The organism is Roseovarius nitratireducens, assembly GCF_002925845.1.
GTDB classification, from domain to species: domain Bacteria; phylum Pseudomonadota; class Alphaproteobacteria; order Rhodobacterales; family Rhodobacteraceae; genus Roseovarius; species Roseovarius nitratireducens.
This window is the reverse complement of the sequence record NZ_PDNI01000065.1, coordinates 1-13,641: the sequence shown is the minus strand read 5'-3', so window position 1 is coordinate 13,641 and position 13,641 is coordinate 1. Positions and strand designations below refer to the sequence as shown.

Genomic DNA, 13,641 nt, shown 5'->3' with positions numbered 1-13,641 from the left:
AGGTGATCTACGAGAATGTGTAAGCGTTTGAAAAAAAGTGATAATAAATCTTTCGTTACAGGCCCGTTACGGGAATGTGACACTGTCTGCGCGCCCCGCCGCGCGGGCCGGAACCGCTAGAGGAAGGGACGAGGAATGTTCAAGAAAATCCTGATCGCGAACCGGGGAGAGATCGCCTGTCGGGTGATAAAGACCGCGCGCAAGATGGGGATCGCCACCGTCGCGATCCATTCCGATGCCGACGCGCAGGCGCTGCATGTGCAGATGGCCGACGAGGCGGTGCATATCGGTCCCTCGCCCGCCAACGAGAGCTATATCGTCATCGACAAGGTGATGGACGCGATTCGCAAGACCGGCGCCGAGGCGGTGCATCCGGGCTATGGCTTCCTGTCGGAAAACCCCAAGTTCGCCAAGGCGCTGGAGGCCGAAGGCGTGGCGTTTGTCGGCCCGCCGGTGCGCGCGATAGAGGCGATGGGCGACAAGATCACCTCCAAGAAAATCGCGCAGGAGGCGGGGGTGAGCACGGTGCCCGGCGTGATGGGCCTGATCGAGGACGCGGACGAGGCGGTGAAGATTTCCGGCGAGATCGGCTATCCGGTGATGATCAAGGCGAGCGCGGGCGGCGGCGGCAAGGGCATGCGCATCGCGTGGAATGACGAGGAGGCGCGAGAGGGCTTTCAAAGTTCGAAGAACGAGGCGGCCAGCAGTTTCGGCGACGACCGCATCTTTATCGAGAAGTTCGTCACCCAGCCGCGCCATATCGAGATACAGGTGCTGTGCGACGCTCATGGCAACGGCATCTACCTGGGCGAGCGCGAGTGCTCGATCCAGCGCCGGAACCAGAAGGTGATCGAGGAGGCGCCGAGCCCGTTCCTCGATGAAAAGACCCGCCGCGCGATGGGCGAGCAGGCGGTCGCATTGGCCCATGCCGTGGGCTATGCCAGCGCCGGGACGGTGGAATTCATCGTCGACGGTGAACGCAATTTCTTTTTCCTCGAGATGAACACGCGCTTGCAGGTGGAGCATCCGGTGACCGAGCTTGTCACCGGCGTGGACCTCGTCGAGCAGATGATCCGCGTCGCGGCGGGCGAGAAGCTGTCGATCACGCAGGACGACGTGACGCTCAAGGGCTGGGCGATGGAGAGCCGCCTTTATGCCGAGGACCCCTATCGCGGCTTCCTGCCGTCGATCGGGCGGCTCACGCGCTATCGCCCGCCGCAGGAAATCGCCGCCGGGCCGCTGCTGGAGACGGGCAAGTGGCAGGGCGATGCCCCGAGCGGAGAGACCGCGGTGCGCAACGATACCGGCGTCTACGAGGGCGGCGAGATCAGCATGTATTACGACCCGATGATCGCCAAGCTATGCACATGGGCCCCGGACCGTGCGCAGGCGATCGAGGCGATGCGCGTGGCGCTCGACAGTTTCGAGGTCGAGGGGATCGGGCACAACCTGCCATTCCTCAGCGCGGTGATGGATCATGCGAAATTCGTCTCGGGCGACATCACCACTGCGTTTATCGCCGAGGAATATCCCGACGGCTTTCACGGGGTGGAACTGGCCGGAGACATCCTGCGCCGGATCGCGGCAAGCACGGCGGCGATGCACCGGGTGGCGGAAATCCGGCGCACGCGCATCTCGGGGCGGATGGACAACCACGAGCGCCACGTCGGCGAGGACTGGGTCGTGAGCCTTCAGGGCGAGAGCTATCCGGTCACCGTCTCTGCGGACCGGGAGGGCGCGAGCGTGCGCTTCGAGGATGGTGCCATCCTGCGCGTCGCCAGCGACTGGACGCCCGGCAATCAGCTTGCGCGGCTGGACGTGGATGGCAGCCCGCTGGTGCTCAAGGTGGGCAAGATCACGCAAGGCTTCCGCATCCGGAGCCGCGGGGCCGATCTCAAGGTCAATATCCGCACGCCGCGGCAGGCGGAACTGGCGGCGTTAATGCCCGAGAAACTTCCGCCTGATACGTCGCGGATGCTGCTCTGCCCGATGCCCGGCATGATCGTGAAGGTCCACGTGGCCGAGGGCGACGAGGTGCAGGAGGGGCAGGCGCTGTGCACCGTGGAGGCGATGAAGATGGAGAACATCCTGCGCGCCGAGCGCAAGGCCGTGGTCTCATGCGTCAATGCCGCGCCGGGCGACAGCCTCGCGGTGGACGAGGTCATCATGGAGTTCGAGTGAGGGGATGACCCGCGCCCCGCGCCATAATCCCGTGCCGGTGGCCTGTCTTGCCGCGCTGGTCATCCTCGCCGCCTGTCAGCGCGAGCAGGAGGCGGCGCAGCGGGTGTGGCTGGGGCATTGGTTCGCGCTGGGCGAGACGCTGTCCTTCGTGGCAAGGCGGGACTGTGCCGTGGGGCTCTACTCTGTGGTGAACGCGGAGGTGAAATCGGCCCTGCCGGTTACCCGTGACGTGGCGCAGATGCGCCGCGAGATCGCGGGACGGGGGGCGGCGGCGCTCGATCTGCCGGGGCAGGCGGCGGATGTGGCGCTGGTGGCGATGGCCAACCACCACCGCGAAACCGGCATGGCGATGCGCCGTGCCGGGATCGAGGCGCGGGCCTGCATGGACGCGCGCAGCGAGAGCGTGTTTCGCCATGCGCTCGATGACGGAGAGACGGTGCTGGCCTGGGACGGGGCGCGCCGCGCGCTCCTGCTGATGATGCCGGGCGAGGGGCTGCTCGTCGTGGCGATGGGGGAGGGCTGAGCGATGACCTGTGGTCAGCTTTCGCCCGCCTTGCCCTCGCGCATCTCGCGCTGGCGCGCCGGCAGCTTGTCGATGGAGCGCACGATCTCGCGCACGTGCCACGGCGCGGGCTTGCGCAGGTATATCTCGCCGTCCTTGCCGATGAGCACGAGGTTGAAGCCGCGCGGGCGCAACCGCTGCCGCACCTCCGAGCGCGCGGACGGGTCGGCATCGGTAATCACCACGACGTCGCGATACGTCAGCGCGTCGAGCCGGTCGGTGATGTATCCCATCTGCTCGATATATTGCGGATCGGCGGGCGTGTCGGAGAACACCACGAGCAGGCGCTTGATCCAGAGGAAATCGGTTGAATCGACCTCCTCGGCGTTCATGATCGAAGGCACCTCCTCATCGGGCGCGCTGTCCTGTGCGGTGGCGGGGACCGCCGCGAAGGCAAGCAGAGTGAGGGCGAGTAACGGTTTCATGCGATCTCCTGTCCGGCAAGATATAGGCGGATCGTGCCGGAATGCGAAGCCCGTTTGGCCGCATCGGGAAAAAACGACGCGGTTAATCCCGCGCTCACGTGTTGGTGGCATCCTGCGACCGGACGCCGGGCAGCAAGGGACGCGCGCGATCATGGATATCATTCTTCACCTCGGGGCCCACCGCACCGCCACAACGAGCCTGCAACGCCACGCGCAGGCGCAGACAGCCGCGCTCGCCGCGCACGGGCTGGCGTTCTGGGGGCCGCCGGTCACCCGCGATGGGCTGCTGGCCGGGGTAATTCCAGCGCCGGGCGACCATTTCGAAGCTGCGCGGGCCGCGCGCGCCCGCGGGCGGATCGCCCTGCGCGTGGCGCAGGCGCGGGAGGCGGGCGTGACGCGGCTCGTGGTCAGTGACGAGAACTTGATCGGCGCGCCGCGCACCTGCCTGCGGTGTCACCGGCTTTATCCCGGGGTGGGCGAGCGCATGGCGCGCCTCGGCGATGCCTTTGGCGGGCGGATCACCCGCGCCGTTCTGTCGATCCGGGCGCAGGACGCGTGGTGGGCCTCGGTGCTGGCCTATTCGGTGGCGCGTGGCCACCGGCTGCCCTCGGCGGGTGATCTCGACCGGCTGGTGACGGCGGGGCGGCAATGGCGTGACGTCATTGCGGACGTGGCCTGCGCGCTGCCGGGGGCCGAGATCGTGATCCTGCCGCATGAGGAATTCGCTGATCGTCCTGCCGCGCGTCTGGCGTTGATGACGGGCGAGGCCGACACGGGACATGGGCACGAGGCCGCCGCATGGCTGGGCCGCGCGCCCGACCTGCCCGCGTTGCGCCGCGCCGTGGCGCGCCGGGGCGGCGATGCCGCGCGCCTGCCCGGTGGCTCCGGGCGCTGGCACCCGTTCGGTGCCGCGCAGGCCGCCGCACTGAAAGAGGCTTATGACGACGATCTGTTCTGGCTGCGCGCCGGGGCGGACGGGCTGGCACGACTGGCCGGGGAAACCGGACCGTTGAACGCGGGGATACAGCCGCGCGACGGTCATCCGACAAGAGGACAAGACGATGGCATCGAAGAAAGACACCTGGCGTGAACTGGCCGAGGCGGAACTGAAGGGCCGCCCGCTTGACGACCTGACATGGCAGACGCTCGAGGGGATCGCGGTCGAACCGCTCTACACCGAGGAGGATGTCGAGGGGCTGCCGCACATGGGCAGCATCCCCGGGCAGGCGCCCTTTACCCGCGGCGTCAAGGCGACGATGTATGCCGGCCGCCCCTGGACGATCCGGCAATATGCCGGGTTTTCCACGGCAGAGGAATCGAATGCCTTCTACCGGCGCAACCTGGCCGCCGGGCAACAGGGGGTTTCGGTCGCCTTCGATCTCGCCACCCATCGCGGCTATGACAGCGATCATCCGCGTGTCGAGGGCGATGTGGGCAAGGCGGGCGTGGCCATCGACTCGGTCGAGGACATGAAGATCCTGTTCGATGGCATCCCGCTCGACAAGGTTAGCGTGTCCATGACCATGAACGGCGCGGTGATCCCGGTGCTGGCCAGTTTCATCGTCGCGGGCGAGGAGCAGGGGCACGACAAGGCGCTACTCTCGGGCACCATTCAGAACGACATTCTAAAGGAATTCATGGTGCGCAACACCTATATCTACCCGCCCGCACCGTCGATGCGGATCGTGTCGGATATCATCGGCTACACCGCCGAGCACATGCCGCGATTCAACTCGATCTCGATCTCGGGCTACCACATGCAGGAGGCGGGCGCGAACCTCGTGCAGGAGCTGGCCTATACGCTGGCCGATGGACGCGAATACGTGAAGGCGGCGATTGAGGCGGGGATGGATGTAGACCGCTTCGCGCCGCGGTTGTCGTTCTTCTTTGCCATCGGCATGAATTTCTTCATGGAGGCGGCCAAGCTACGCGCCGCGCGGCTGCTGTGGCACCGGATCATGACGGAATTCGGCGCGAAATCCGAGAAATCCAAGGTGCTGCGTACCCATTGCCAGACCTCCGGTGTCAGCCTGCAGGAGCAGGACCCGTACAACAACGTGATCCGCACCGCCTATGAGGCGATGAGCGCGGTTCTGGGCGGCACGCAGTCGTTGCACACCAACGCGCTTGACGAGGCGATCGCGCTGCCCACGGATTTCAGCGCCCGGATCGCGCGCAATACGCAGTTGATCCTGCAGGAAGAGACCGGCGTGACCAACGTGGTCGACCCGCTGGCGGGCTCTTACTACGTCGAGAAGCTGACACATGACCTGGCCGAAAAGGCGTGGGAGCTGATCGAGGAGGTCGAGGAGATGGGCGGCATGACCCGCGCGGTCGAGAGCGGCATGCCCAAGCTGCGCATCGAGGAGACGGCGGCAACAAGGCAGGCGATGATCGATCGGGGCGACGAGGTGATCGTCGGCGTGAACAAGTATCGCAAGGAGAAAGAAGACCCGATCGACATTCTCGATGTCGACAACGTCAAGGTGCGTGACAGCCAGATCAAGGCGCTGGAGCGCATCCGCGCCAGCCGCGACCAGGCGGCCTGTGATGCTGCACTCGATGAGCTCACTCGCCGCGCGGTCGAGGGCGGCAACCTGTTGGATGCGGCGGTCGAGGCCGCGCGCGCACGCGCCACTGTGGGGGAAATCAGCATGGCACTGGAAAAGGAATTCGGTCGGCACCGCGCCGAGGTACGGACGCTCGCGGGCGTCTATGGCGCGGCCTACGAGGGCGATGCGGGGTTCGCCGCGATCCAGCGCGATGTCGAGAAATTCGCCGAGGACGAGGGCCGGCGACCGCGCATGCTGGTGGTCAAGATGGGACAGGACGGGCACGACCGCGGAGCCAAGGTGATCGCCACGGCGTTTGCCGATATCGGCTTTGACGTGGATGTGGGGCCGCTCTTCCAGACGCCGGAGGAGGCGGCGCAGGATGCCATCGACAACGATGTGCATGTGGTCGGAATCTCTAGCCAGGCAGCGGGGCACAAGACGCTGGCGCCCAAGCTGATCGAGGCGCTGCGCGCGCGCGACGCGGGCGACATCATCGTGATCTGCGGCGGGGTCATCCCGCAGCAGGATTACGAGTTCCTGCAAAAGGCGGGGGTCAAGGCGATCTTTGGGCCCGGCACCAACATCCCCGACGCGGCGCGCGATATCCTCGATCTCATCCGCGCGGCGCGCGGCTGAGGCAAGGTGTCAGAGCGGGGATAAGGATCAGCGGTCAGAGGGGTGGTTGACGCCGTCCTCCCACGGGATGGGGTCGAAATCGCGCGGGTTCACCCCCTCGATCGCGCCGAGATTGACGCCGTATTCGTTCGGGTTGGACCGGCGCCGGTGATGGGTGTAGATGCCGCAGCGGCTGCAGAACCAGTGCTGCGCCGTGCCGGTGCCCCATTGGTAGAGCGTCAGCGCGGCTGCGCCCTTCACGATCTCCAGATCGCCCAAGGCGACGCTGATCGTGGCCGGGCCGCGCCGTCGGCAGAAGCTGCAGTCGCAGCGATGCGCATCGCCGAGATTGGGGTCGACCGGGCGCAGGCGCAACTCGACCGCGCCGCAATGGCAGGTGGCCTTGAGCGGGGCGGTCATCGGCGTCTCCCGACGCGCGGTATGGGCGTGCGGCGAAAGCGGTAGCGTGTCCCGGGGTTGGGCGGCACCCCGTCATGGAGCGCCCAGAACCGCGGCCCGCCCAGCCGCAGGAACACCGGCAGTGTCAGGATTATACCAGCGACGAAGCCGCCGGCATGGGCCCAGTAGGCCACGCCGCCCATGTCCGGATCGCTGCCCAGCCCCGCGACCACCTGGATGGCGAACCACAGCAGCAGCACCAGCGCCGCCGGGATCGTGATGATCCGCACGAAGAAGATGATGATGATCAGGATATCGACCCGCGCGCGCGGAAACAGCAGCATGTAGCCCCCCATAACCCCCGCGATCGCCCCAGATGCGCCCACCGTCGGCACCATCGAGCCCGGTGCGCCCATTACCTGCGTGGCCCCCGCCGCCAGCCCCGAGGCGAGGTAGAAGGCGAGGAAGGGCAGGTGGCCCATCCGGTCCTCGAGATTGTCGCCGAATATCCACAGGAACAGCATGTTGCCCGCGAGATGAATCAGCCCGCCGTGCAGGAACATCGAGGTGAACAGCCCCGCATACTCTCCCCGTGCCGTGACCAGCGCGGGGATCATCGCCCAGTCGCGAAAGAACAGCCTGAGCGCGCGCTCGTCCGAGAAGAGCTGCCAGTAGCTCAGGAACACAACCACGTTGAGCGCGATGAGCGCCCAGGTGACATAAGGGGTCGACCCCGACGGGTTGTGATCGCGGATCGGGAACATGGGCGAAAGCTAGCGCGCTTTGCCCGGCTGGGAAAGCAGGGGCACCGCTTTCTTGAAAAGAAAGCGGTTCGAAATCTTTTGAAGATTTCGGGGCCCAGCCCTGCCGTCAGGACATGCCGCCCAGAAGCGCCGCGTTGCCGCCCGCCGCGGTGGTGTCGACGCAGACATGCCGCTCGAGCAGGGCGTGGCCCAGGTCGGGCATGCCTGTGACAAGCGGCAGGATCGGCCCCGCGCGGCGCGCAAGCGCGTCCGCGTAGGCGCGGGCGTCTGCGTCGTTGCCCCACCAGAGTGCGCCGGACATCCCGCCGAGCGTGACGAGCGTTTCGGGATCCACCCGGCCCGTGGCCGCAACCGCGACGCCGCCGAGCGCCTCCACCGCTTGTTTCTGCGCCTTCGCCGCCTCCTTGCCCGGCCCGAGACACAGAAGCGCTGCGCGCAGATGGGTGGTGAGCCGGTTCGATTCACCCGTGGGCCCCGGCAGAACGAGCGCCTCGCGCGGGCCGTGCGGCGCGGCGTTGGCGCGGTCGAGCGCCTCTTGCACCGATGCCACCGGCATCGCCGCGTCCCATTTCTCAGCCCGTTGCGAGGCGGGGTTGGCCGAAAAGCGCGCGAGATAATGCGGCCCGCCGGCCTTGGGTCCGGTGCCGGACATGCCCTCGCCGCCGAATGGCTGGCTTCCCACGATGGCGCCGATCTGGTTGCGGTTGACGTAGATGTTGCCTGCGTGCACGGCTTCGGTGACGTGCTGCACGCGGTCGTCGATCCGGGTCATGAGGCCAAAGGTCAGCCCGTAGCCGGTGGCGTTGATCGCCCCGATCACCCGGTCGAGATCGCGCGCCTTGTAGGTGGCGAGGTGCAGCACGGGGCCGAATATCTCGCGCTCCATATCGGCGATGCCGTTCACGCGGATCAATGTCGGCGCGATATAGGTGCCGGCGTTGGGCGTCTTCAGTTCGTGCATCAGGCGGCCCTCGGCGCGCGCCTGCTGGATATGCTCGGCGATGCCCGCGCGCGCCTCCTCGTCGATCACCGGGCCGCAATCGGTGCTGAGATTCCACGGGTTGCCGACCACGAGCGCATCCATCGCGCCGGTCAGCATCTCGGTGAAGCTTTCGGCGATATCCTCCTGCACGTAGAGACAGCGCAGCGCCGAGCAGCGTTGTCCGGCGGATTGAAAGGCCGATTCCATGATCGCCTGCACCGCCTGTTCTGGCAGCGCGGTGCTGTCCACGATCATGGCGTTGAGCCCGCCGGTTTCGGCGATGAGCGGCGCGCCGGGGCGCAGGTTGTCGGCCATGGTCTTGCGGATTTTCATCGCCGTGTCGGTGGAGCCGGTGAAGGCCACGCCGCCCACGCGGGGATCGGATGTGAGCATCGCGCCCACCTCGCCCGCGCCGGGCAGAAGCTGCAGCACCGTTTTCGGCACGCCCGCGCGGTGCATCAGGCTCACGCCCAGATGCGCGATGAGCGGGGTCTGCTCGGCGGGTTTGGACAGCACCGCGTTGCCCGCCGCCAGCGCCGCCGCGATCTGCCCGGTGAAGATGGCGAGCGGGAAGTTCCAGGGCGAGATGCAGGTGAAGGTGCCGACGGGCGTGCCCTCGGGGGCATTCGCCGCGTAATAGCGCAGGAAATCCACCGCCTCGCGCAGTTCGGCCACCCCGTCGGGGATGGATTTGCCGGCCTCGCGGTGCAGGATGGCGAATATCTCGCCGTGGTTCTCCTCGTAGAGATCGGCCACCTTGTTCAGGATCACCCCGCGTTCGGAGGCAGACGCATCCCACGGTGCGGCGGCGGCAAGCGCGGTTTCGACATCCCCGGGGCTGGCCCATGCCGCGGTGCCGGGGGCATCCGCCGGGTCGGCGGGGTTCTCGACCTTCTCGGGCGGTTGGGGATCGGCCTTGCCTGCAAGGATCGGCCCGGCCTGCCAGGCCTGGGTGGCAAAGGGCGCGCGCGCCGCCTCGATAGCGTCCAGCGTTGGCTGGTGGCGCAGATCGAACCCGCGCGAATTGGGCCGCTCGGGCAGGAACAGCTCGGGGCCGGTGGGCAGGTGCGGCACGGGGTCGTTGACCGCCTCGAACGGGTCGCGCGCGACCTCCTCGGGGGGCACGCTCTCGTCCACGATCTGGTTGACGAAGCTGGAATTCGCGCCGTTCTCCAGCAGGCGGCGCACCAGATAGGCCAGCAGGTCGCGATGCGCGCCGACGGGGGCGTAGATGCGGCAGCGGGTGCCCTCGGATTTCAGGATGATGTCGTGCAGCGCCTCGCCCATGCCGTGCAGGCGCTGGAACTCGAACGTGCCCTTGTCGGTGGCCATGTCGAGGATCGCCGCCGCCGTGTGGGCGTTATGTGTGGCGAATTGCGGGTAGATGCGGTCGGTCATCGCGAGCAGTTTGCGCGCGTTGGCTATATAGCTGATGTCGGTCGCGGGCTTGGAGGTAAAGACGGGGAAGCCGTCGACGCCCGCCACCTGGGCGCGCTTGATCTCGGTATCCCAGTAGGCGCCCTTGACCAGCCGCACCATGATCCGGCGGTCGAGCCGCGTCGCGAGGTCGTAGAGGAAATCGAGCACCTGGCCCGCGCGCTGGCCATAGGCCTGCACCACCACGCCGAAGCCGTCCCATCCGGCGAGCGCGGGCTCGCTGAGGACCGCCTCGATCACGTCGAGCGAAAGCGACAGGCGGTCGGCCTCCTCGGCGTCGATGTTGAGCCCCATCCGCGCCGATTTCGCCAACAGCGCGAGCGAGCGGAGGCGTGGCACGAGCACGTCCATCACCGTCTCGCGCTGCGCCACCTCGTAGCGCGGGTGCAGCGCCGAGAGCTTGACCGAAATGCCGGGATTGTCGCGAACGTCCGCATTCTTGCAGGCATTCGCGATGGCGGTGATCGCGCGGGAATAGCTCAGGTGGTAGCCGGTGGCGTCGGCCTCGGTACGCGCGGCCTCGCCCAGCATGTCGTAGGAATAGCTGTAGCCCTTTTTCTCCATCCCCGCCGCGCGGTCCATCGCGCTCTGGATGGTTTCGCCCAGCACGAACTGACGGCCCATCTCGCGCATGGCGCGGCCCACGGCGGTGCGGATCACCGGCTCGCCCAGCCGCTTGACCGCGCCGCGCAGCGTGCCCACGAGGCCCGGCGCCTCGTCCTTGAGCACGCGGCCGGTGAGCATCAAGGCCCAGGTCGAGGCGTTGACCAGCGGCGAGGTGGAATGGCCCATGTGCCGGCCCCAGTCCGACGGTGCGATCTTGTCCTCGATCAGCGCGTCGATGGTCTCGGCGTCGGGCACGCGCAACAGCGCCTCGGCCAGGCACATGAGCGCGATGCCCTCTTCGGTCGAAAGGCCGTATTCGGCGAGGAATACCTCCATCAGCCCCGGGCTCGCCTGTCCGCGGATGGCGCGCACGAGATCGGCACCCCGCGCCGTGATGCGGGCGCGATCCTCCTCCGAGAGCGCCGCCATGGCGGTCAGCCGGTCGAGAACGACGCGCTCATCGGCATAGGTCTCAAGCTCGATGGCGCGGCGCATGTCGGTGTCGTAAGGCATGGGATCCCCCTTGAATTGCCAAACCATGTTAACACCTGTTCAGGGGTGACTTTTCCTGTTTGATGTGGTTTGACAGATCGATCCGGTCTTTCACGGGGATAATCATGAGCCAGAATGACCATTCCGATCTCGACAGGTTCGACCGGGCGATTCTGCGGGTGCTGGCCGCGGACGGGCGCATCAGCGTCACCGATCTCGCGCGCGAGATCGGGCTGTCGAAATCGCCCACGCAGGCGCGGCTTCGGCGGCTGGAAAAGGCCGGTGTCATCACCGGCTACCGTGCCTTCTTTGACCCGATCCGCCTGGGGCTCGATCATGTGAGTTTCGTCGAGGTGCGGCTCGACAACACCCGCGAGAGCGCGCTGGCTGCGTTCAACGCGGCGGTGGCGAAAATCCCCGAGATCGAGCAGGCGCATCTCATCGCGGGCAGTTTCGACTACTTGCTCAAGGTGCGCACGCAGGACATGACCGAGTATCGCCGCGTCCTGGCCGAGGCGATATCGACCCTGCCGCACGTGGCCAGCACCTCGACCTACGTGGCGATGCAGGCGGTCAAGGAGACCGTGCTCGGCGATGTGATTTGATTTTGCGCGGCTGCATGCCATCATAATAACCATGCTACGTGTTGTCGCCCTCCCGCTCTTGTGCCTGCTCGCACCTGTGGGCGCGCTCGCCTGTCCTGCCCCGCCCGATCACGGCGCGGCGCTCGACACGCTTTTTGACCGCGTGCAGGACGCAGAAAGCGAGCAGGATGCACGGCTGCTGTCCATCGAGATGTGGGATCTCTGGTCCGACGCGCCCGATGCCCACGCGCAGGAATTGCTCGACGAGGGGATGACCCGCCGCGCGTCTTACGATTTCGAAGGGGCGGTTGCGGCGTTCGACGCGCTCATCGACTATTGCCCGGACTATGCCGAGGGCTACAACCAGCGCGCCTTTGTCAATTTCATCCGGCAGGATTATGCTGCGGCGCTGCCCGATCTCGAACGCGCGGTGTCGCTCTCGCCGCGGCACCTTGGTGCGCTCACCGGCCATGCCATGACGCTCATGGCTCTGGAGCGTCCGGGCGAGGCGGCGCTGGTGTTGCGCCGTGCGCTCGATCTCAACCCGTGGTTGACCGAGCGGCACCTCTTGCCGGTGCTGGAACGGGCCGAAGAGGATATCTGAGCGTTCCCCGTCTCAAGAAATGCGTTTTCCTCGCCGCCCGCAGACGCTAGGACAGCGGGGCCTCGTGCGGGCGTGGCGGAATGGTAGACGCATGGCACTTAAAATGCCTGGGCCGAAAGGCCGTGCCGGTTCAAGTCCGGCCGCCCGCACCATTATTAACCCGTAACCATTATGTTTTCGCGGTATTTTCCATTCTCGCATTCGTCCTGGTCCGCCACTTGGTCCGCCAGTTGATCGACAAAGTTTTCCAGGTCGCGAAGGTGCCAGACAGTGCAGCCCTCCCGCTTTATCGGCTCAGGGTACCCCCGCCTGCACGCGCGCGTAGAGCGTGCTGCGGCTGATTCCCAGCATCCGGGCGGCATCATTGGCGCGGACAAGGAAGGGCGCGGACATTTATAACTGTATCCGTGAGGGTGCCGAACGGGAGAAGTTCTGACTGTGGAGCTGGTGACGCATCCGATGGAGATCGGGATCACCGATCGGGTTTGGGGAGTCGCCGATCTCCTGGCGCTCACGGATGCCTATTTGGCCGAGCGGAAAACTCAAGGAACAGAAAACCGGAACCGGTTTGGTCTATTCCGGACCTGCCAGCACTCCCTCGTCAGCCAGCTCGGCATGGATGCGGCGCGCGCAATAGGTCTCCTTTGACGCGAAATGGATCTTGCCGATCCGTTCGGACAGGCCGCTATCGGAAACAGCGCGTGCCGATGGTGGTCGCCTGGCCCACGCATGGAACCCGCTGCGGGATTCGCCCATGACCCTCGCCATCATCTGTATGGGGAAAACGGCCTGGTTCGCGGTCATGAACTCGAAGACCTCGACGAGCCGAGCTCGTCCCGCGCAAACCAGGCCGAAGCCTTTGACAGGATATCGCGCTCCATTCGAAGTTGCGCAGTAACAGATGGTGCTAGGGCATGGTCCCGAAAGCGTCTCAAGCGCTGAAGTCGCGCCTTGTGTGCCGATGCAGATCAAAATTGCAGAATAGTCGCATGGCGGCAGCCGGAGTTAGACGCTTTTGCAGAAGAAATTGGAACGACATCCAGTGATCTCCGTTGAATCGACTAGTGGCATAGCGCCGCGAACCAAACCAAAGGAGAAATAACATGCGTATCGACCTCAAGGAGATTGCCGGACTTGGTGCCGTCCTTGCGGCGTTGGCCGCCGGGCCTGCGCTGGCACAGGGAATGAGCAATTGGGATACCGACGGCGATGGCTTGCTTTCGCAAGATGAGTACGTTGAAGGCTGGCGCCTGGCCCAGGGTGAGCAGGACGGCACGTTCAGCAAATGGGATCAAGATAATGACGGCGTGCTCACCGAAGCCGAGTTCAATGCAGGTGTCTTCATGAATTATGACCGCGATCGTAGCGGCATGATCGAGAAACCGGAATTCGAAAAAGCTGACCGCGACATCCGCGAGGGCTTCTGGAAGCAACT

At 66.1% G+C, this 13,641-nt stretch carries 12 protein-coding genes, 1 tRNA gene and 1 pseudogene; 8 read left to right on the top strand and 6 right to left on the bottom strand.

Translation table 11 applies throughout. From position 1 onward, the window contains the following. Positions 1-135: 135 nt before the first annotated feature. Both CRJ03_RS12930 and CRJ03_RS12925 read left to right on the top strand, forming a co-directional pair. On the top strand, positions 136-2,181 hold the full coding sequence (locus tag CRJ03_RS12930) for an acetyl-CoA carboxylase biotin carboxylase subunit (protein WP_104019294.1): 2,046 nt from the start codon (positions 136-138) through the stop codon (positions 2,179-2,181). A 4-nt stretch (positions 2,182-2,185) separates the two neighbouring features. Further along, the gene (locus CRJ03_RS12925) at positions 2,186-2,704 is read left to right on the top strand and encodes a hypothetical protein (RefSeq protein WP_104019293.1); all 519 of its coding nucleotides are present in this window, start codon (positions 2,186-2,188) and stop codon (positions 2,702-2,704) included. 14 nt (positions 2,705-2,718) lie between these two features. Here CRJ03_RS12925 and CRJ03_RS12920 read toward each other — a convergent pair whose 3' ends face one another. Then, positions 2,719-3,168, bottom strand: coding sequence for a DUF4174 domain-containing protein (locus CRJ03_RS12920; RefSeq protein WP_104019292.1), 450 nt, complete (start codon positions 3,166-3,168; stop codon positions 2,719-2,721). A gap of 151 nt (positions 3,169-3,319) precedes the next feature. Between CRJ03_RS12920 and CRJ03_RS12915 the strand changes: the two genes are divergently transcribed. After that, positions 3,320-4,258 (top strand): hypothetical protein, encoded by a 939-nt coding sequence (locus tag CRJ03_RS12915; protein WP_104019291.1) that lies wholly within the window; start codon positions 3,320-3,322, stop codon positions 4,256-4,258. Next, complete coding sequence (gene scpA, locus CRJ03_RS12910; protein WP_104019290.1) at positions 4,230-6,359, top strand: methylmalonyl-CoA mutase; 2,130 nt, start codon at positions 4,230-4,232, stop codon at positions 6,357-6,359. The genes CRJ03_RS12915 and scpA overlap by 29 nt, the downstream gene beginning before the upstream one ends. 27 nt (positions 6,360-6,386) lie before the next feature. Here the strand turns inward: scpA and CRJ03_RS12905 are convergent, their stop codons facing one another. From CRJ03_RS12905 to putA, 3 genes are all read right to left on the bottom strand, one after another. Further along, a complete protein-coding gene (locus tag CRJ03_RS12905) occupies positions 6,387-6,758 on the bottom strand; it encodes a GFA family protein (RefSeq protein WP_104019289.1) in 372 nt (123 codons plus the stop codon). Then, a complete protein-coding gene (locus tag CRJ03_RS12900; protein ID WP_104019288.1) occupies positions 6,755-7,501 on the bottom strand; it encodes a rhomboid family intramembrane serine protease in 747 nt (248 codons plus the stop codon). Before CRJ03_RS12900 ends, CRJ03_RS12905 begins: the two co-directional genes overlap by 4 nt. Positions 7,502-7,607: 106 nt before the next feature. Next, entirely contained in the window at positions 7,608-11,039 is a 3,432-nt protein-coding gene (gene putA, locus CRJ03_RS12895) for a bifunctional proline dehydrogenase/L-glutamate gamma-semialdehyde dehydrogenase PutA (protein ID WP_104019622.1), read from the bottom strand. 104 nt (positions 11,040-11,143) lie between these two features. On the opposite strand from putA, the gene CRJ03_RS12890 reads away from it, so the two are divergent. From CRJ03_RS12890 to CRJ03_RS12880, 3 genes are all read left to right on the top strand, one after another. Next, positions 11,144-11,623: an Lrp/AsnC family transcriptional regulator gene (locus CRJ03_RS12890; RefSeq protein WP_104019287.1), complete on the top strand. Its 480-nt coding sequence runs from the start codon at positions 11,144-11,146 to the stop codon at positions 11,621-11,623. A 31-nt stretch (positions 11,624-11,654) separates the two neighbouring features. Beyond that, positions 11,655-12,206 (top strand): tetratricopeptide repeat protein, encoded by a 552-nt coding sequence (locus tag CRJ03_RS12885; protein ID WP_104019286.1) that lies wholly within the window; start codon positions 11,655-11,657, stop codon positions 12,204-12,206. Between the two features lie 66 nt (positions 12,207-12,272). Continuing rightward, positions 12,273-12,358, top strand: a tRNA-Leu gene (locus CRJ03_RS12880). Positions 12,359-12,500: 142 nt separating this feature from the next. On the opposite strand, the gene CRJ03_RS12875 is transcribed toward CRJ03_RS12880, so the two are convergent. Next, entirely contained in the window at positions 12,501-12,599 is a 99-nt protein-coding gene (locus CRJ03_RS12875; RefSeq protein ID WP_104019285.1) for a helix-turn-helix transcriptional regulator, read from the bottom strand. A gap of 180 nt (positions 12,600-12,779) precedes the next feature. Beyond that, positions 12,780-13,010, bottom strand: a complete 231-nt coding sequence (locus tag CRJ03_RS20150; protein WP_129590281.1) for a hypothetical protein — start codon at positions 13,008-13,010, stop codon at positions 12,780-12,782. A gap of 299 nt (positions 13,011-13,309) precedes the next feature. Here CRJ03_RS20150 and CRJ03_RS12865 point away from each other — a divergent pair. Then, positions 13,310-13,641, top strand: a pseudogene (locus CRJ03_RS12865) (hypothetical protein); the annotation flags it as partial.